General features: G+C 63.5%; 18 protein-coding genes. 16 read left to right on the top strand and 2 right to left on the bottom strand.

Annotated elements, in window-relative coordinates; translation table 11 throughout:
* The first annotated feature begins 348 nt into the window (after positions 1–348).
* The 8 genes from ACK3R5_RS02590 to ACK3R5_RS02555 all read left to right on the top strand — a co-directional run bounded on the left by ACK3R5_RS02590 (position 349) and on the right by ACK3R5_RS02555 (position 8103).
* Positions 349–2646, top strand: a complete 2298-nt coding sequence (locus tag ACK3R5_RS02590; RefSeq protein WP_411967974.1) for a type II/IV secretion system ATPase subunit — start codon at positions 349–351, stop codon at positions 2644–2646.
* On the top strand, positions 2643–4562 hold the full coding sequence (locus ACK3R5_RS02585; RefSeq protein ID WP_411967973.1) for a type II secretion system F family protein: 1920 nt from the start codon (positions 2643–2645) through the stop codon (positions 4560–4562). Before ACK3R5_RS02590 ends, ACK3R5_RS02585 begins: the two co-directional genes overlap by 4 nt.
* Entirely contained in the window at positions 4559–5281 is a 723-nt protein-coding gene (locus tag ACK3R5_RS02580) for a hypothetical protein (RefSeq protein WP_411967972.1), read from the top strand. Before ACK3R5_RS02585 ends, ACK3R5_RS02580 begins: the two co-directional genes overlap by 4 nt.
* The gene (locus ACK3R5_RS02575) at positions 5274–5831 is read left to right on the top strand and encodes a hypothetical protein (RefSeq protein WP_411967971.1); all 558 of its coding nucleotides are present in this window, start codon (positions 5274–5276) and stop codon (positions 5829–5831) included. Before ACK3R5_RS02580 ends, ACK3R5_RS02575 begins: the two co-directional genes overlap by 8 nt.
* Complete coding sequence (locus tag ACK3R5_RS02570; protein WP_411967970.1) at positions 5824–6552, top strand: hypothetical protein; 729 nt, start codon at positions 5824–5826, stop codon at positions 6550–6552. The genes ACK3R5_RS02575 and ACK3R5_RS02570 overlap by 8 nt, the downstream gene beginning before the upstream one ends.
* A complete protein-coding gene (locus ACK3R5_RS02565) occupies positions 6545–6970 on the top strand; it encodes a hypothetical protein (RefSeq protein WP_411967969.1) in 426 nt (141 codons plus the stop codon). Before ACK3R5_RS02570 ends, ACK3R5_RS02565 begins: the two co-directional genes overlap by 8 nt.
* Positions 6967–7512: a hypothetical protein gene (locus tag ACK3R5_RS02560; protein WP_411967968.1), complete on the top strand. Its 546-nt coding sequence runs from the start codon at positions 6967–6969 to the stop codon at positions 7510–7512. Before ACK3R5_RS02565 ends, ACK3R5_RS02560 begins: the two co-directional genes overlap by 4 nt.
* A 144-nt stretch (positions 7513–7656) precedes the next feature.
* Positions 7657–8103, top strand: a complete 447-nt coding sequence (locus tag ACK3R5_RS02555; RefSeq protein ID WP_411967967.1) for an ester cyclase — start codon at positions 7657–7659, stop codon at positions 8101–8103.
* 30 nt (positions 8104–8133) lie between these two features.
* Here ACK3R5_RS02555 and ACK3R5_RS02550 read toward each other — a convergent pair whose 3' ends face one another.
* Both ACK3R5_RS02550 and ACK3R5_RS02545 read right to left on the bottom strand, forming a co-directional pair.
* Positions 8134–8598: a MaoC family dehydratase gene (locus ACK3R5_RS02550; RefSeq protein ID WP_411965484.1), complete on the bottom strand. Its 465-nt coding sequence runs from the start codon at positions 8596–8598 to the stop codon at positions 8134–8136.
* Between the two features lie 339 nt (positions 8599–8937).
* Positions 8938–9303: a group I truncated hemoglobin gene (locus ACK3R5_RS02545; RefSeq protein WP_411965483.1), complete on the bottom strand. Its 366-nt coding sequence runs from the start codon at positions 9301–9303 to the stop codon at positions 8938–8940.
* Positions 9304–9481: 178 nt separating this feature from the next.
* Between ACK3R5_RS02545 and ACK3R5_RS02540 the strand changes: the two genes are divergently transcribed.
* The 8 genes from ACK3R5_RS02540 (at position 9482) to ACK3R5_RS02505 (ending at position 19403) form a co-directional block, all read left to right on the top strand.
* Positions 9482–10030, top strand: a complete 549-nt coding sequence (locus tag ACK3R5_RS02540) for a heme NO-binding domain-containing protein (protein ID WP_411967966.1) — start codon at positions 9482–9484, stop codon at positions 10028–10030.
* Positions 10031–10337: 307 nt separating this feature from the next.
* Complete coding sequence (locus tag ACK3R5_RS02535) at positions 10338–12407, top strand: methyl-accepting chemotaxis protein (protein ID WP_411967965.1); 2070 nt, start codon at positions 10338–10340, stop codon at positions 12405–12407.
* Positions 12408–12450: 43 nt separating this feature from the next.
* Positions 12451–12954, top strand: a complete 504-nt coding sequence (locus tag ACK3R5_RS02530; protein WP_411965480.1) for a chemotaxis protein CheW — start codon at positions 12451–12453, stop codon at positions 12952–12954.
* 64 nt (positions 12955–13018) lie between these two features.
* Positions 13019–13414 (top strand): response regulator, encoded by a 396-nt coding sequence (locus tag ACK3R5_RS02525; protein ID WP_411965479.1) that lies wholly within the window; start codon positions 13019–13021, stop codon positions 13412–13414.
* 55 nt (positions 13415–13469) lie between these two features.
* Complete coding sequence (locus ACK3R5_RS02520; protein ID WP_411967964.1) at positions 13470–16943, top strand: ATP-binding protein; 3474 nt, start codon at positions 13470–13472, stop codon at positions 16941–16943.
* On the top strand, positions 16940–17593 hold the full coding sequence (locus tag ACK3R5_RS02515; protein WP_411967963.1) for a chemotaxis protein CheC: 654 nt from the start codon (positions 16940–16942) through the stop codon (positions 17591–17593). Before ACK3R5_RS02520 ends, ACK3R5_RS02515 begins: the two co-directional genes overlap by 4 nt.
* Positions 17590–18888 (top strand): chemotaxis protein CheC, encoded by a 1299-nt coding sequence (locus tag ACK3R5_RS02510; RefSeq protein WP_411965476.1) that lies wholly within the window; start codon positions 17590–17592, stop codon positions 18886–18888. Before ACK3R5_RS02515 ends, ACK3R5_RS02510 begins: the two co-directional genes overlap by 4 nt.
* Positions 18885–19403 (top strand): chemotaxis protein CheD, encoded by a 519-nt coding sequence (locus ACK3R5_RS02505; protein WP_411965475.1) that lies wholly within the window; start codon positions 18885–18887, stop codon positions 19401–19403. Before ACK3R5_RS02510 ends, ACK3R5_RS02505 begins: the two co-directional genes overlap by 4 nt.
* Positions 19404–19497: the final 94 nt, after the last annotated feature.

Raw genomic sequence — 19497 nt, 5'->3', positions numbered from 1 at the left:
ATTTGAGAAGGGGGAATAAATATTCGCGGCCGGACGTCTGAGATGCCAGTCGAGCAGTACGCTGTCCGAAACAACGGGGTCGGCGAGAGACAGTCGACGACTGTGTGCCGTCGGACTGGTCGTCGTGGACGGACTGCTTCAGCACCCCTTCGTCGCTCTCGCCAAATTCAGATTTGATACTCTGGTTTTCTGCTCCTGTAAATTTCCCTACTTTTTGGGCAATATCGAGTCCGTAGATATCTCCGTTTCACTGGTTGAAATGGCACTCTGTGGCCTATTTCTCGTTCTCTATCGACGATGAATTCTCACGGTCAAATTTTAAATACGAAACTCAGACAACTCCGGAGTATGACTACCAGTGGTGATACTACCGAGCGAGACGACGCCACTCCGACACTCGAAATTGGCACCTCCCCGACGCCCGACGAGGAAGCGAGCATCCCAGCGCCGGTGCCGCCGGACGACCCAGCGGCGTGGTACGCGCCGACGGTCCGGTCACAGTACGAAGTCGCACCCAACACGGTGGTGACCATCAGCGACGCCGACCACGGGTTCGCGTACGAGGTTCGAGAACCCACGCTCGGTGTGCGAGAGTCGCAGGCGCTAGAGACGGTTCGCGACCACTTCTCGACGGTCACTCGACGCCGACCCCTGACCCGCGAAGGTGCAGCAGAGCGTGCGTCCGCCGGACTCTCACCGAAGTACCGGCGTATCCTCGACAGATTACTCGACCTGACACCACCGGCACGGCGACGAGTCGAACACTACACGCTCTCTGACCTGCGTCTCCTCGGCGACGTGACGCCACTCGCACTGGACGACCGAATCGACGTCGTCGACGCTGGGCGCGGCGATGGGTCAGAACAACTCGTCGTCCACACCGAAGACTTCGCCCCCGCGACGACGGCGTTCGACTCGGACGTTGCCTTCGCCGACCGAATCGCCGCCGAGCGCATCCAGCATTACACCGTTCCGTTCGCCGGATACGACGTGGACGTCGTCGTCTACCGTGACCGCCTCCTCGGCGACGACCGGTTCGCCACCAAGTACGCGGTGCTCGAACCTGACCTCGTGCCGGGCGACACCGAACTCATAGAAGAGTGCAAAGAACGAATCTGGGAGGCGAACGTCGACGACGTGGTCTCCGACCGTGTCGGGTTCGTTCGAGAGCGCGCCCGCGAGTTCCTCTCGCGTCGACTCACCGCCCGCAACACGAAGGCGTGGGTCGATGCGACGCGGTTCCGCGTCCGGTCTGCGCTCGCGGAGTACGGCCTCGCTCTCCCGCCGGTCGACCAGCGATTCGCAGTTGACCGCCTAGACGATTTGGTCTACTACGTCCTCCGTGACTACGTCGGCGAAGGTATCCTGACGGTCCCCATCCGCGACCCACACCTCGAAGACGTGGAGGCGAATCGCGTCAGAGAGCGCGTGAAAGTCATCCCGCGGGCCAGCGTGACCGGACGCGGTGGCCTGCGCGTCCCGACGAACCTCGTCTTCGAAGACGAGACGGAGTTCACCAACGTCGTGACGCAACTCGCTGCCGCAGACGGCGTCGAGTTGAACGCCTCGAACCCGAGTGCGAAGGTGAACCTCCGTCCGGGGTCCGTCGGTGGTGACCCGTCGGACGACCCAGACGAGACGATACGCTGTGCCGTCGCGTTACCTGTCATCTCCGATGGCGGTCCACACGTCTCGATTCGCAAGCAGTCCGGTGACGTGCTCACACCGGTCGACCTCATCGAGAGCGGGTCGCTCTCGACAGAACTCGTGACCCTGCTGTGGTTGTGTTACGAACACCACGGTGTCGTGCTGTTTTCGGGGGCGACCGGTGTGGGCAAGACGACGCTGATGAACGCGCACATGCCGTTTATCCCCTACGACCACCGTCCCATCAGCATCGACGAGGGGTCCAGAGAGGTCCACTTGCCGCACGAGACGGGCGTCTCACTCACCACGCGCGACCACGAATCCGAGTTCAAACGCGTCGCCATGGCCGACCTGATGACGGAGGCGAACTACCTCAACCCGGACGTCGAAGTCATCGCCGAAATCAACACGCCGGAGTCGTTCGCGACGTTCGCAGAGACGCTCAACACCGGCCACGGCGTCATCGGAACCACGCACGCCGCCGACGTCGAGACGCTCGTGAACCGCGTCATCGAGCAGGGACTTCCGGCCTATCTGCTCCGCGAACTCGACCTGGTCGTCTTCCCCCACAAGGTCGACGGCGAGCGGTACGTCTCCGAAGTGGTCGAACTCGTCCCCGAGTCGGAGTACGACGAGACGTGGGGGCGGCGTGGCGTCGTCGAGAAAGACGGGCGGACGCTCCACTGGAACTCCATCACACGACGGACGCCGGACGGGTCGTTCGACCTCTCGTACGAACACCCGCAGTTGGGTGACGACCACCGACGCGTCGGAATTCGACTGTTCCACCGCATCGCCGAAGCGACGGACAGAGAGGTGGAAGCGGTCGAACGTGAGTTCCACCGCAAACATCGATACGTGGAGTATCTCACACAGGAACGCCTCACCGACGTCGACGAACTGTTCGGGTTCCTCTCGGACCTCCGAACCGACGAAGCGGCGACGGTCGAACGAGTCAGACGCCGGATGGCCGAACGGAGTTCGGCGGGCGAACCGTGACCGGGTTCGACACCGGCCTCGACGACAGACGCGTCGGACACGTTCGTTCGCTCTCGGTGCTCGACAGAGCGCTGTACGCCCTGTTCGCCCGCCACGCCGACGCCTCGCGACACGACAGAGACAGGCGGCGCTACCGCGGAACCGACCTGCGGATGAGTTTCGACCTCTATCTCGCCCGCGCGTACGGTCTGGCGTGGCTATTCGGCCTCTTCGTCGCGGCACCGACGATACTCGTCGTGCTCGCGATTCCGAACACCGTGATAACCGACGCGCTCGACTTCATGCGGGCCGTCGTTCCACTCGTCGGGGGCGTCTCGATACCCGTCGTCCCCCGCCTTCCCGTCGCAGCACTGGCCGCTCTCGTCGTCGCGGTGGCAGTACGTCGTGTCGTCCTCCTCGTCGCCGGGCGGTACCTCGGGTGGCGGGCCGCCGCTAGACGAGAGAACATCGAGCGGACGCTCCCCGGCGCAGTGCGCTATCTTCACGTGCTCTCGTCGGGGAGCGACGGCCCACGCGCGATGCTTCGGCGCGTCGCCGAGACGGACGCCTACGGCGAGACGGCAGTCGCGTTCCGTGGCGTCCTCAACACTGCCTCGCTGACCGGAAACGTCAACGAGGGCCTGCGCCGTGTCGCCCGCGACACACCCTCGGAGGGGATGCTCTCACCGTTCCTCCTGAAGTTCCGCGAACACGCCGGGCAGGGTGACGACGCACTCCGGAACTACCTCCACATGGAGAGTCGGATGCTCGGACACAGACAGGACCGCGCCCGCGACAGAGCAGAGGGCTTTCTCGAACTCCTCGCGGAGTTGTTCATCGTCCTCCTCGTCCTGCCGTCGCTCCTCGTCATCGTCCTGACGGTGATGAGCGTCATCGCGCCCGGTCTCTCGGACCCCGTCGTCACCCCCGTCGGGTCGACGACAGTCCGTGGCGTGGTCGTCTACGCCAGTGCGGCGTTCATCGTCGGTGTCGGACTCGGTGCGAGTCTCCTCGTCGCCGGTCTTCGGCCGCCCGACCAATCCGTCGACTACGACCGCACCGGGGGGACACTCGACACGCTCGCGACGGCGCTGACGAACCCGGCCAGTGCCGCAGTCGTCTTCGTGACGCCGGCAGTCGTCGTCGCCGTGACCACCGCGCTCGTCGGTGCCGACGCGTTCGGGGCGACGCTCGCAGGCTACGTCGCCTACGCGCTCCCGGTCGGTCTCGTCGGCGTCCGCCGCGCTCGCCTCGACGACGCGAAAGACCGCGAGTTGAAAGACTTCGTCCACGCCGTCTCCGGACACGTCAGTCTCGGGCGTCCGTTCGCGGCGGCGGTCGAACGCGTGGGCGAAGACGTCGACCTCGGCCCACTCGACGCGGACGTGGCGGACCTCGCACTCAACCTCAGACTCACCGCTCCGAGCGCCGGCACCGACGTGAACCTCCGGACCGCCGCTCTCGAACGCTTCGTCGAGCGCGTCGGGACGCCGATGGCCGAACAGACTATCGGCCTCGTCGTGGGTGCGCTCGACGGCGGCAGTGACACTGGAACCGTCTTCGACACGCTTCAGACGGAAATCGGCCGTCTCTATCACGAGAAACGAGCGCTCCGCTCGGGGTTGCTCGTCTACGTCGCCGTCGGGTGGACTACCGCACTGCTGGTCGTCGGTATCACCGTCGCCGTCACCGTCCACGTCTTCGACGGGTTCGCACAGCTCTCGTCGCTCTCGACGACTGGGTCGTTCGCCATCGACGCCGGCGCGGTGGACCTCTCTCGTGACCGCTACCGGATGTACGTCGTCACGCAGGCGACGATGCTCGCGTCCGGGTGGTTCGCCGGCACGGCGAGTCGGGGGCGCTACGAGGCGCTCCTCCACTCGGCCATCCTCGTCGCAATCTGTTATCTCGTCTACGCAGGAGGCGGACTGATTTGAGCGTGACCGACACCTCGCGTGGCCAATCCAACGTCGTCGGCGTCGCGCTCTTGCTCGGCATCGGCGTGGTCGCAATCGGTCTGTTGACGGCGAGCGTCGGCGGACTGGTCGACGCGCAACTGTCCACCGCCGACGCGGACGCCGCGACAAACGGTTTCACGTCGCTCAGAGACGGTGTCTTCGACGGGACCAACGAGAGTCACCCGATTCACGTCACGGACGGCGAGTTCGCTCGCGTGAACCGCACCGTCCGACTCATCTCCGAAGACGGCGAACCCAGGACCTACGACGCCGACGGTTACGTCGCCACCTTCGGCGGCCATCGAGTCGCGTTCGTCGGCGGTGCTGTCGTCCGGGGGACGAGAGCGAACGCCCGACTCGTCACGCCCGTTCCGCTGTCGTTCGCTGGCGACGCAGCGTTCCTTCCGCTCCCGACACTGACGGGGGCGTCGGCCGATGGTGGTGGACTCGGCGGCGGTGCCGAACTCCGCGCGACTGCGACTCGGAACGTGACCACGCTCCCCACCGATAGCTACACAGTCGCCGTCGAAACCGCCACGCCCGACGCGTGGGAACGGTCGTTCGAGCGGCAGGGATTCGGCACGACACGCACTGACTTCGACGACGACGGCATCCCGAGCGTCGTCGCGACGGTTCCGGACGAGCGCACGTTCGCGGTGGCCCGGTACAATCTGACGGTGGTGGTCGACCGTGGATGAGAGGCGTCGAACTGGTGGCGAGAGACCCACACTTCGAACCGCTCGTCGCGCCGTCGTCCCAGTCGTCGGGAAGGCGTTCGAAGCGGCAATCGTCGTCCTGTTCATCGGTCTCTTGGCGACGGTGCTGTTCGGCGGTGTCGTCCCAGACCACCGTGACGCAGTCGCTCACGAAGTCGCAGAGCGGACGATATCGACGGCGACCGAACGCGTAGAGACGACGGCAACTGTCCCTGCGACGGCAGTAGGTGGACACCGGCAGGCCAGTGTGAACCTCCCGCGGACTATCCGGCGGGCCACCTACCGAATCGAGTACCGTGCGAACGCCTCGTTCGGGAGCGACCCGAACGCGACGTCTCCCGCACTCGTCCTCGACCACCCGCGTGATTCGTTCGACCGGAAGATTCCGGTCACGCTCCCGCCGTCCGTGAACGTCTCTGGGACGTGGGACAGCGGGACGGACAACGTCGTCCGCGTCGTCGTCGGCGATGACGGGACGACGCTCGAACTCCTGAACGGCGATTCGGTCGACACAGGAGGCGACGGTGCCTGACGGTCCGCGACGACCCAGTCGGTGGAGTGGGAGAACGACATCGACTGACTCCCGCCGCGGGCAGACGACGCTCGCCGGACTCACGGTGGCGCTCGTCCTCCTGACGGTGGTGACCGCTGGGAGCATCGTCGCCGCCGACCGGGCACTGTCGGATGCCGATGGGAATTCACTCGAACAACACCGGGTCGAACGCGCGAGCGACGCACTGGTCACAGACTCGCCGCTGACGACTGCACAAGGATACGTCGCACCGTCGCTCGCCAACGCGACGAACGCGTCGGAACTCGCGACTGCTATCCCGTCACTTCGCGGCGTTTCGTTCCGCGTCCGCTTCGACGGCCGAGACGTCGCCACCCGCGGACCTGTCACCGACGGCGTCACCGTCTCACGGAGCGTCGTCGTCGTCGAGAACCGCACCGTCACCGAGGACATCGAACTCGGCAACGAAACCGCGACGACACTCGACGGCCGGACCGACGAGATTCGCGTCGACGTCGCCCCGGTCAACAATACGACCGTTCGAACGGTTCGCATCGGCGACAGAGTCGTCCTGCACGAACCGGGCGGTATCGACGGGTCGTACGTCGTCGCCGTCTCTTCGTACACGACTCCCGAGGTTCGAGTCGACGCCGTGGGGGACCCGCCAGAAGGGACGGTGACGGCGACGGCGACGCTGTTCGAGACACGAACCGCACAGGTCGAGGTGACTGTCGATGCGTGACCGGAGACGAACGCCGCGCTCCCAGTCTCGTGGCCAACTCTCGTTGACCGTGGTCGAAGGGACGGTTGCGACGCTCTTCATTCTCGTCGTGGCCGCAGGGTTCGCCCTCACACCGACGCCAGCAGTGAGTGCGTCACTCGACCAGCAGGCGACTGATGCGGCATCGATGGTGGCGACTGTGCCGGCAGGCGAGACTGGGACACTTCTCGAAACGGCCTGTACGTCGCCCGAGGAGTTCGACACGCGAGCGACGCAATTGCACTCGGTTGCGTCGAGCAGTCTTCCGGACAGTGCGTTCGTGTCGATTCGGACGCCAGTCGGGACGGCCGGAACACCACCGCCAGAGCGTGCTCGCACCGCGAGCGCACCTGCCGTCGTTCCCGGGTGTACGGCGACGGTGGAGGTATGGTACCCATGAGTCGGCGTCGCGGCGTGTTGCCGAAGCGAGTCTGCCCGGAGTCGAGCGACGAGCGCGGCCAACTCGTTCTCGTCTCCGGTGCCATCGTCGTCGTCGCGTTGCTCAGTCTCCTCGTCGTTCACGCGCAACTCGCCCCGCTGGGTGGGACGGAACCCCCGCCCGTCGAAGACGTCGCCGAAGCGACGGAGGGCGCCGTCGAAGCGGTGACCGCAGACGTCGACGGACAGTACGGGTGGCCGGCCAGAGCGTCTGCCGTCGACGACTTCGAGTCTCGTCTCGGTACAGAACTCGTCCGAATCGAACGCGCGTACACCGGTGGCGGTGGCGTCTCGCTTTCGACGAACGCGTCCGTCGCGTCCGGATGGGCAGACAGCAACTGTCCGGATGGTCCGGCCCGCGCGTTCGGACCGTGTGTCGTAGACGACGGCGTCGTCGTCCAGGAACGAGCGGGAGAGACGACGTTCGTCGCCGTCGCCATCGACGTCGTCGTCGCTACCCCGGAGACGAAGACGGACCTGACACTCGTCGTGCGTCCTGTGTGACGAGACATTCAGTTCTCGCTCACTTACCTCGTTTCTGTCTTCTGTGTGAATTGTTAACGTCTGACAGCACGTAGGAGGAGACAGTGCTCGAACCGGACGCAACGAGGCGTATCGCCACGGTGAGGGCGCGATGGAGAAACACGTATGGCAACAGCAAGTACACCAACACCGGGAGCAGACGCGAACGCGGAACTCGCTCGACGGATTCCAGAGGAGATTGCGACAGAGGGGAACTTCGACCTTATCGACGAGATTTGTACCGAGGACTTCATCGACCACACGCCGATGTGGGAGACGACGGGACGCGACGAGTTCAAGACACAGATGCGGTCCCTCCTCGAATCGTTCGGCGACTTCTCTGCGACAGTCGAAGAAACTGTCACAGAGGGCGACATCGTCGCCATGCGACTCACACTCCGCGGCACGCACGCGGGTGAGTTCATGGGCGTCGAACCGAGCGGGAAGCGGTTCGAAGTCGGGAACATGGTGTTCACACGTATCGAAGACGGGATGGTTGCCGAGCGATGGGTCCAACCCGACATGCTCGGCATGCTCAGTCAACTCGGCATCGTCGACTTGCCGGAGCGGTGAGGACACCGAACGGGATTTTTTAGGGTCAGTTCACGCCGCGTCAGCGCCCGCTATCGGCATCGTGTAACAGACGACAGTCCCCGTCAGAACGACCGTTCCGTCGTCGCGCGTAATCTCCGCCTCGAGTTCGGTAATCGGCTTGTCCTCGCGGACCTTCGTGACCTCGACCCATCCGGTAATCGTGTCGCCGGGGCGGACCGGCGCGGTGAAGTCCCAGTCGACGCTGAGGAACACGCTTCCGGGGCCGGGCAGGTCCTCGGCGACGATAGCGTTGAGGAGCGCACTCGTCACACCGCCCTGCACGACAATCTCACCGAACGCGGACGCCTCGGCGACTGCTTCGTCGAAGTGAAGTGGGTTGTGGTCGCCGCTCAGTTCCGAGAAGAGTTCGATGTACTCCGGTTCGATGTACCGGGAGCGCTCGGCGTACTCACCGACTCGTGGCGGACCGCGCGGCCAGACGCTGTCGGGGGAAGAGGTGTCAGTGTCGTCCATTCGATACGATTCGACTCCGAAGACGATAGCCGTGCGTGCTGGAGGCGAGTCGCTCAGAGAGTAGAGAAGTAAGAGTGTGGACGACCGGGCACCCGTCCACACTCCACGGACACTGGGGAAAACTCCCCGGTATACGCAACCCAAGTGCAGGTATCTACCTGCAGTATATCCGTACATTCTCAAAGTTTAAAACATTTTTCTAATGTCATTTGCTCAATGCGCACAATGAGCGTACCGCGTTCGCCGACGGAACCACCACGTAGAGGGGCGAACGAGGCTACGGAGACGGGAGTCACAGGACGAGTCGACAGAAAACCGAGAACCGCGGTGACCGGCCAGTCAGGCCGTCACGATTTCGTCTCGTAACCCGGCGACAGCAGACATCACTTCCTCGATGTCGTCTTCGGGGACGTCGAACGCTTCTAGTGCACCCTGCAGATGCTCGGCAGTCACCTCGAAGTCCTCCGTTGTCAACTCGAGGTGCTCGTGCGCTTCGCGCATATCTGCGCCCGTGTACTCGACGGGGCCACCGGCGACGTGACTGATAAATCGGGTCTGGTGTGCCCGCTGTGCGGCCATGTCGATGTCGTCGAAGTAGTGTGCGACTCGCTCGTCGTCTAACATCCGGTCGTAGAATTCGTCGACGACTGCTGCGATCGCCTCACGTCCGCCGAGACGGTCGTACAGTGATTGGGTGCCCGACATAAAGGGGATATTAAATCACTGTGTGATAAGTTTATCTCGGAGTGTAAGTTTTCTGATTGAAAATATTTTATACGATTACATAACATATTATCGTCTACGTGTGATTTCGACTACCTTCCCCCTGTCGTCGGCCCGGGCACAGCGACTACCGCCGCGAGTATTCGGAGGGCGCTGAGTCGTGCACGGCATCGTTCTCAATCAGTTGAAAGACTTCGTCGTCCAGACGTACGACCGCGAGACGTGGACGACGTTGCAGAAAGAAGCGGGACTCCCCGGACGAATCTACGTCCCGGTGTCGGAGTATCCGGACGAAGACGTGCTCACGCTCGTCGAGACGGCGTCGGAACTGACGGACATCCCCATTCCGGACCTGCTCGAGATGTTCGGCGAGTTCCTCGTCCCCCCACTGCTCGAAACGTACGGCGTCCACGTCGACAAAGACTGGAGCGGACTCGAACTCATCGCCAACGTCGAGCGGTACATCCACATCGCACTCCGGGAGAAACAGATTTCGACGTACACGCCGCCCGAACTCGAAGCAGGGTGGCGCGACAACGAGACGGTGAGCGTCGTCTACGACTCCGAACGGGAGATGTGTCACCTCGCGAGAGGCATCATCAACGGCGTCGGCGAACACTTCGACGAACCGTTCGAGATTACAGAACCGTCCTGTATGCTCGACGGCGACGACCACTGCGAACTCGTCGTGAGCCACGAAAGCACCTGACCGGACACCACGTCGGGTGACGACGTTCGACTGTCGACGAACGCCCTCGAACCACGGTGGTCGTAGCCACATCTCGGCGGACAACGGGTCATTTACACCGGCTTAATCCGCCGTATAATGCCAATCTAGTTTTCCAAACAGACTGTCAATATTGTGCGAAGGTTTATAGTATCAGATGAGACATTCGTGGCATATGGTAGATATACTCGGTCTCCTTCTACCTAGGTTCATACGCCGACGGTACGCACTTCGGTTCGGAGTGGTACTGGGCAGCATCGGCGTCGTCATCGGTGCGGTGGCACTAGGTGTGGGGCGAACAACAGCGTATCAAATTCCGACGGATATCGTCGCTGCGGCCGTCGGCGGTATCGTCGTGAGTGGGGTCCTCGGCGGGTTGATGGTTCGGAGCACGATGAAGTCGGTGGCCTCCCTCGATTCGAGCACCGAACATCTGAAAAACGGCAACTTCGACGTGCCGGTCGAACAGGAACGGCTCGACGCACTCGGGCGTCTGTCGCGGTCGATTGCTGCCTTCCGCGACACCGTCGTCGAACGTCTCGAACAGACGACGTCCGACAGAGACGAACTGGAGAAGCGAATTCGCAGAATCGAAGCGATTGCAGGGAAGTACTCGGAGTCGCTGGAGACGGCGACGACGGACGAATCGGTTCGCATCAACGCCAACGCCACGAACGACGCGATGGCGGGACTCGCAACCGCGACGAACGAGATTCTCGACGCGCGCGAGGCGAAATCAGCAGAACTGGAAGGCGCTCGCCAGCAAATCGCGTCGCTGCAAGACGAACGCGACGAGTTGGCCACGGAGAACCAGCAGTTGAAGGCGATGGCGGGCGAGTACGCCGAAGTTCTGGAGGAGTGCGCCGAAGGTGACCTCTCTCAGCGGATGGACGAAGACGTCGAAAACGAGGTTGCCGCCGAATTCGCCGTCAAGTTCAACGAGATGATGGCCGAGTTCGAGCGGACGATGGTCCACGCCGAGAACTTCGCGAAGGAAGTCGCGACGCTGAGCAACGAAGTGACCGTGAGCGCCGCCGAAGTGCGCGAAGGGAGTGAACAGGTCTCCGGCAGTCTCCACAGCATCTCCGACGTGGCAGAGACCCAGTACGAGAACCTCGATTCGGTCGCGATGGACATGAGTAACCTCTCTGCGACCGTCGAGGAAATCGACGCCTCGTCGAGCGACGTCGCAGACCTCGCCCAGCAGACGGTCGAAACCGGGCGTGAGGGTCGTGAGGCCGCGACGGAAGCAATCACGGGCATGAAGGAGATCGAGCAGGAGTCCGTCGATACGGTCGAAGAAATCGAGCGACTGGAGTCCGAAGTCCAGCAAATCGACGACCTCATCGACTTCATCCGTGAGATTGCAGAGCAGACGAACATGCTGGCGTTGAACGCCAACATCGAAGCATCCCGCGCAGGCGAATCCGGGCAAGGGTTCGCCGTGGTCGCCCGCGAAATCAAGGAACTCGCAGAGGGGACCAAGGAAGCCGCGACTGACATCGAGACGCGTCTCGAAGAGATTCAGTCACAGACCTCCGAGACGGTCGAAGAAGTGCGCGACACGCGAGAGCAAATCGCCCGACACACGGGGTCGGTCGAGAACGCCGCGGAGGCACTCAACCAGATTGCCGAGAACGCACAGGAGACCAACACTGGTGTCCAGGAGATTAGTTCTGTGACGAGCCAACAGGCCGAAGCGACACAGGACGTTCTCGCTGCAGTCGACGACGCGACGGAGATTAGCGCCGAGACGGTCGAAGAAGCAGAAGCGGCCGCGACCGGTGCCGAAGAGCAGACCCGCGCACTGAGCGCAGTCTCCAACCGTGCAGGCGCACTCGCGACGCAGGCGAACCGCCTCTCGCAGACGTTCGACGAGTTCCAGACGCAGATGTCCGTCGCCGAGGCAGCAGCGAGCGACGACGACGCGGACGACGCGGACGACGCGGCCGAACTCGCGGACACGGACGGCAGTCCCGAACCGGCCGACGAACCCGTCGAAACACCCGAAGGCGACGGTTCCGAACCGCCTGCCGATGCGGACGACGGCGAGCCAACGTTCTCGGGCGAACCCGACGACGAGATGGACCCGTTGACCGACGACGAGGTGGACCCGTTGGCTGACGACGAGGCGGACCAACTGGTCGAAGAGTCGGACGCACTGGTGAGTGAGGACGCTGACGGCGACACCGCCGCAGACGAGTCACCGTTCAGTTTCGACGGCGATTCGAACGACCCAATCGCACTCGACGAAGTCGTCGACGAAGCGGACGGCGCAGACGAGACGGAGACCGAATCGAGCGACGAACCAGCAGACGAGAGTCACGAATCGACCGTAGACAACTCAGCAGAACGATGATGCAACCGACGACCGCGTACCACTGCTCGGAGAGGGGGAAGCCGTGAGCGAGCAGTCACCGGAGTTCGACGAAGGCGAGAGCGTCTCGCCGGAGTCGGTCATCGAGTTCCTGGAGTTCAGACTCCACGGAGACCGGTACGCGCTGGAGTTGGGTCGAGTCGCCCAGGTTATCCGAAAGCCAGCGACCACTCGCGTCCCGAACGCCCCGGAGGGTATCTACGGGTCGATGACGGTCGAAGGCGACGTCGTCGTCGCAGTCGACACGTACGCCGTCGTCGGACAGGAGCGACCGTTCGCCGACCCCGAGAACGCCTACCTCGTACTCCTCGACAGAGACGACACGCCGCAACCGACTGGCCTCCTCGTAGAGACAGTCGACGGTATCGAGCGGCATCACGTCGAGTCAGTCGTCCCACCGACCGAGGGGGGCACGCCACTGGACGACCGCTGGTTTCGGGCCGCCATCACGGACGGCGACGGTCCCGACATCCACGTCTTCGACAGTCACCAACTCATCGCCGCGCTTCACCCCGCGGACACACACTAACACGAAACGACAGAGACAACGACAGATGAACACAACCGAACCGAGGTCAACGTAGGACGCAAACATGTCAATCGGGATTCTAATCGTCGACGACTCGAGCTACATGCGGAGTAGGCTGAAGAGCGCGCTCGACGAGGACACGTACGAAATCGTCGATGAAGCACAGAACGGCGCGTGGGCAGTCCAGAAGTACAAAGAACACGGTGACGACATCGACATCGTCTTGATGGACATCGTGATGCGGAAGGCAAACGGTGTGAAAGCCACCGCGGCCATCAAGCATCTCGACAAGGACGCCCGCGTCATCATGTGTACGAGCGTCGGACAGCGGAAGAAGATGGAACTCGCTGCGCGGGCAGGCGCAGACGGCTACATCACGAAACCGTTCGACGACGACGAGATAGTCAAAGCGATAGAGAGCATCCTCGCGGACCGAGAGGAAGAAGAAGTCGAATCATGAGACACACAGTGGTACCGTCGACGACTGCCGTCGTCAGCAATCGAGGGAGACCACCGTGAGCCGAGACGACGAATTCGTCCGCGAGACGCGGGCGTCCGTCCGGCAACTGACGAACGGACTCGTCGAACTCGAACGCAGCGGCGGGAGTCGTGAACTCGTCGACGAACTGTTTCGGACGGCGCACTCGTTGAAAGGCAACTGCAGTATGGCGGGCCTCGACGGTGCGAGTCGTCTCGCACACGCCGTCGAAGACTTCCTGAGTAGCCTCCGTGACGGGTCACTGACACCGAACCCCGACTTGATAGACGCCGCACTCGCGGCAGTCGACGACATCGACGACATCCTCAAAGAGTGGCACGACCAATCGGTCACGACAGACCCCGAACCGTCGGCGTCGGCACTCCGTGCAGAGATGGACCGCTATCGAGACGAGTCGACTGGCGGCCCCGGATGGGCAGCGTCCACCGACAGCCCAGAGGAACCGAACGCGCCCCCCGACGACCCGTCGGAGGAGTTCGACCAGACAGTCGTCGACGCCCTCGAATCTGCGAGCGGATTCGACGATTTAGACCGGTTGCTGGCCGACATGGACGACCCCGACGAGACGGACCCCGACGAGCAGTCTCGATGGGGTACCTTCGACGAACGTGAGTCGTCTCAGCCGACGGATGACGACGACGGCGAACAAGCGACGGATGACGACGGTGATGCGACACCGAGTGACGACGACGGCGACGCTCCGGGACCGACGAGAGACATCCAACCCCAGTCGTCGGGGGCGATGGACGAGTTCGCGAGCATCAAGAACGACGTCCAGACGGACGACGTCTCGGCGCTCGACAGGGAACTCGTCGACGTGGAGTTCGGCGAGTTCGACCACGACGACGAACTCTCGATTCAGGACCTCATCGAGGGTGAGATAGACGACTCTGCCCTCCCGGAGGAAGATGCAGACGCCGACGACGACACCACCGAGCGACCGCCGAGTTCGACGGCCGACACCGAGACACTGGCACCCGACGACGCCATCAGGCCCGAAGACTTCGGCTACGAGTCGACAGTCCCGTCGACGCCGGACGACACGCCCACTGCTGGCGAGGGCGAGACGGCAGAGGCAGACGGGGTGACGGCGGCGGGCGCGGACGCCCAGAATCCATTCGAGGGCGGCGACCTCGTCGACCCGGCCGACAGGACGACAGCGAGCGACGTCTCGACGGCAGACACGAGCGCCGAGAGCGATACCAGCGAACCGGATATCTCGTTCCCCGACGGGAAGACGTTCGGCCCCGAACCCGACGACGGAGATGCGTCTGCTGAGTCTTCTGCCGAGGAGACGCCAACCGCGGAGAGTCCCGCAGAAGAGACACCTGTTGCAGAACCGACGACCGAAGAGACGCCAACTGCAGAGGCCCCGGCAGAAGAAGCACCTGCGGAAGAACCAGCAACCGAAGAGACACCCACAGAAGCGACGTCACCCGAGGCGACGCCCACAGAAGAGACGCCAACCGAGACGACTCCTGCCGAGGAGACGGAACCCGAAACGTCGCCCGCAGACACGCCCGAGTTCCCCGAGACGTTCGCAGAAGACGACGACGGTCCCGAGGGCGTCGCGGAAGGCGACGTCCCCGACGAGTTCGGCGTCGGCGACATCGACTTCTCGACGGGCGACGACGAGGTTTCAGAGGAGTTCGCGAGCGACGACATCGACATCAGCGGAGAGGACTTTTCAGACGACTTCCCGACGGCGGACGCAGACGCCGACAGTGCAACTGGTGCCCGCGCCGACGAAGACGACGTCGAGAGTGACTTCCCCGGGACGTTCGACGCCGACTCGGACACCGAACCCTTCGGCGACGACCCGGACGCAGAACCCTTCGGCGACGAACTCGACCTCCCCGAGGACTTCCTGAGCGGGAGTCTCGACGTTGGTGGCGAGGGCCACCCGGCGGACGAGGAGAGCGCCGAGAGCGGCGATATCGACGTTGCCTCCGAGAGCAGCGTCGACGACCTGGGACCGACCGACGTGGACCTGCCCGACGTGGACGAACTCACGGCCGGCGGCCTCACCGACGACACGGACGCGGGTGCCACCGACGTGTCGTTCGAACGTGACGAACACACGATGGCGTTCGAATCTCGGTTCGCAGAACGCTTCGGTGGCAGCACCGACGACGACAAAGTCCAACTCGTACAGACCGCCTCGGCGACCATCGAAGCGAGCAGTCTCGACACCGCCCGCTACCAGTCGAGCGGAACGGCCGACTACCCACTCGACTTCGGAGAGACGCGCGAGAGCGACCGGATTCAGTCGCTCACCGTCGACGTAGAGAACGCGGACTCACTGTTGAATCTCGTCGAGGAACTGTCGCTGACGCAACTGCGAATCAAGCAGTCCGACGATGACGACATCGACGACCACCTCTCGGTGATGGACTCGGTGACGGGCGAACTCCGCCGCGCGGTGATGAACCTCCGTCTGATGCCGCTTTCGACGGCAATCGACGGCCTCCCGCGCGTCGTCCGCGACATCGCTCGCACACAGGACAAAGAAGTGGCCTACGAGGTGTCCGACGAGGGTGTCGACCTCGACAGAAGTATCGTCGAGAAACTCGGCGACCCACTCGTCCACCTCGTCCGCAACGCCGTCGACCACGGTATCGAACCGCCGGACGAACGTGAACGACTGGACAAGCCACGCGAAGGAACCGTCGAACTCCGTGCGTGGCGGGACCGCGAACGCGTCGTCATCGAAGTCGAAGACGACGGCCGCGGCCTGAGCGCCGAGCGCATCCGCCAGCAGGCCATCGACAACGACATCATCTCCCGGGAACGGGCCGAGCGGATGTCGTTCGACGAAGTGTACGAACTCGTCTTCGAACCCGGCTTTACGACCGCCGACGAGGTGACCGACGTGAGTGGTCGCGGTGTCGGGATGGACGCCGTCAGGCGAACCGTCAACTCACTCGACGGAACGGTCGACATCGAGAGCGAACCCGGGTCGGGGACCACCGTCAGGTTGCGTCTCCCGGTGTCTGTCGCCGTCTCGAAGATGCTGTTCGTCGGCGTCGGACCGGAGCAGTACGCGATTCCGGCGAGCGCCGTCGCGGACGTCGAACTCGTCGACGAGGCGGACCTCGACGACGACGGAACGGTCGCCGTGGAGTGGCCCGAGGAGGTGTCCGACCGGCCTGCTCGCATCCCGTACCGTCGTCTCAGTGACGCACTGGGCGTCGAGACGGGCACCGACGTGACGGAGACTGGCGACGCCGGCGGACCCACGAGTGGCCTCGATTCGGAGGCCGTCGCTGGCGGGAGCGACGCCAGTGGGGTTCCCGAGGGCAAGCGCGTACTCGTCCGTCTGGAACCCGAGACACGGGAGTTCGCACTCGTCTGTGACGAAGTCGACGACGCCCGAGAGGTGGTCGTCAAACCCTACGAGAAACTGCTCGGCGACGTGCCCGGAATCAGTGGGGCGACGATGAGCGGGGACGGAACGCTGGTGAACATCATCGACGTGACAACACTATGACGGAAATGGACCAAACGACGGAAGCAGTGCACAGAATCGACATCGAGAAGCTCGGCGTCCTCAACTACCTCGGGGAGTTGGGCGTCTCCGGTGTCGAGTCACGACTCGGGAAACTGGCCGGCAAGTCGACTGCCGTCAGGTCGGAAGTCGTCAAGAACGGGTACGTCGACGAGTCGAGTGTCGGCCTGGCGTTCCCAGACGAGAAGCGACTGGGCGTCAGAGTCGGCCTCAACGGGGTACCCCACGGTTGTATGCTCGTGTTGTTCCCGCCTGCGAGTGCGAAACGCGCCGTCCGACTGATGCTGTCGGACACGGACGAAGAACTCGCGGAGGTGTCGAACGACATGGCGGTCAGTTCCATCGTCGAACTCGGCGGCATGGTCGCAAACGGCTTCCTCGACGCCCTGGCGGACGCGTTCGACCAGCACATCGCCACGTGGCCGCCAGTCACGCGAAACAGCCAACTCCCACAGATTATCGAGCGGGCAATCACCGACGAAGAAGACAGGGGCCTCTACCTCGAATCGACGTTCCACATCACGAGTCACGACATCGACGTCGAACTCTATCTGTTCCCCGAGAACGAAGTCTTCGTCGAAATTCTGAACCGCCTCGACATGGAGACGGTGAGTTCGGGGGCCAACCCGTGAAGCTCAACGTCAACGCACTCGGGACGTTCTACGAGATGGCCCGGGAAGGGGCCGGACTCGCGGCGACCCGACTGAACTCGATGTCCGAGTTCGACACGCGCGTGAAGGTGACGCGACTCCACTTCACCCACCGCGAAGAGATACGGACCGAACTCGACGACGGGAAAGAGAAAGTCGGGATTCGCGTGTCGTTAGAGGGCGAACTGTCCGGGACGTCGCTACTGTTGTTCGACCACGAGAGCGCGCGGTCCGTCGTCGGAACGCTCGTCGACGACGTCGACGACGAACCGACGAACGAACTGGCGACGAGCGCCATCGTCGAACTCTGCCACATCATGAACAGCGGGTTCGTCGACGGGTGGGCCGACGTGTTGCAGGCTGAAATCGACGTGTCGGCACCGGACTACGTCATCGGCGACACGGCCACCGCGTTCATCGACGAAGAAGAGTTCGAGAAGATGCACGAGGAGTTGGCGCTCGTCTTCCAGAGCCAAATCGAGACGACGGGGACCGAGTTCGGGTTCGAACACTACCTCATCCCCGAACACGACTCCATCGCCAGTCTGTTCGAGACGCAGACGGACGACGAGGGCATCGAGTACGACAAACTCGCGGGGTTCGACCAGATGGCCCAACACGGTGCGACGCGCGTCGCAGAGAACCTCACGCGGATGACCGGCATCGAGATGGACGTGGATATCCGCCGCATCAACTTCATCTCGCTCGACGCCATCCCGGAGACGGTTCCGAACGAACCCCTCGTCAGCGTCGCGTTCAGTTTCAGCGGGACGCTCGGTGGCTACTTGCTCTTCCTGTTCGAACCCCGGTCGGCGAACGAACTCGTCGCGGCCACTGTCGGCGACTCGCCGAGCGGTGGATTCGGCGCGTTCGAACAGGACGCCATCAAGGAGTTGAGCAACGTCATGACGAGTGGCCTCCTCGACGGGTGGGCGAACATGCTCGATGCGACTATCGACCACTCGACGCCCGCCTACGCCCACGACATGGGTGCGGCCGTCGTCGACCCACTCATCGTCGGCCTGAGCGAGGTACAGGAGTTCGCCTTCGTCTTCGACACCCGCATCCGCGCCGTCGACAGAGAGTTCGACGTCGACATCTACGCGATTCCCGACGAGACGGACCTCGAAGCGGCACTGGACCGCCTCGACGAGCGACGTATCGACGAGTCGCTCGGACACGACGTCGAAGAGACCGAGTTCGTGCCCGAAGAGTTCGACGCCGACCTGGTCGAAGAAATCGCCGCCGGGACGTTCGAGGAGGTCGAAGACCTGTGAAGACGTTCGACTTCGGCGACGAGGAAGACGAAGCGACTCGCGAAGAGCGACTCGTCGGCGTCTCGGACTATCACGTCGCGAACGACGGTGAGACGCTCGTCGCCTACGGACTCGGGGCGTGCGTCGCAATCGTCCTGTGGGACACCGACGCCAGCGTCGGCGCACTCGCCCACACGCTCCTACCCCGACAGGAGACGGGCCACGGCGCGTCTTCGGGGAAGTACGTCGACGCCGCCATCCAGACGATGCTCCGCGAGATGGTCGAAGCGGGCGCTGGCTACGCGTCTATCGAGGCGCGTCTCGTCGGCGGCGCGGACATCTTCGAACTCAAGGCACTCGGAAAGGGTGTCGGCAGGAAGAACGCCGCCGTCGCCCGCGAAGAACTCGACCGACTGGACGTGCCCATCGTCGCCGAAGCGACGGGCGGCGAACACGGGCGAACCGTCGAGTTCGACACTGCGACCGGACGGGTCGAAGTCACGACTGCCCACTCGGACGAAATCGACGTGTTGTAACGACGACGCACCGAGTCGAGTAGACGACGAAACGTACCCGTCGCAGGTGCGAGGCGAGACACAAAACAAGCAGTTCTGACGCACAGCGAGACAG

The sequence above is a fragment of the Haloferax sp. YSSS75 genome, assembly GCF_046764215.1.
In the GTDB taxonomy this organism is placed as follows: Archaea; Halobacteriota; Halobacteria; order Halobacteriales; family Haloferacaceae; genus Haloferax.
This window is presented reverse-complemented; position numbering and strand designations above follow the sequence as displayed.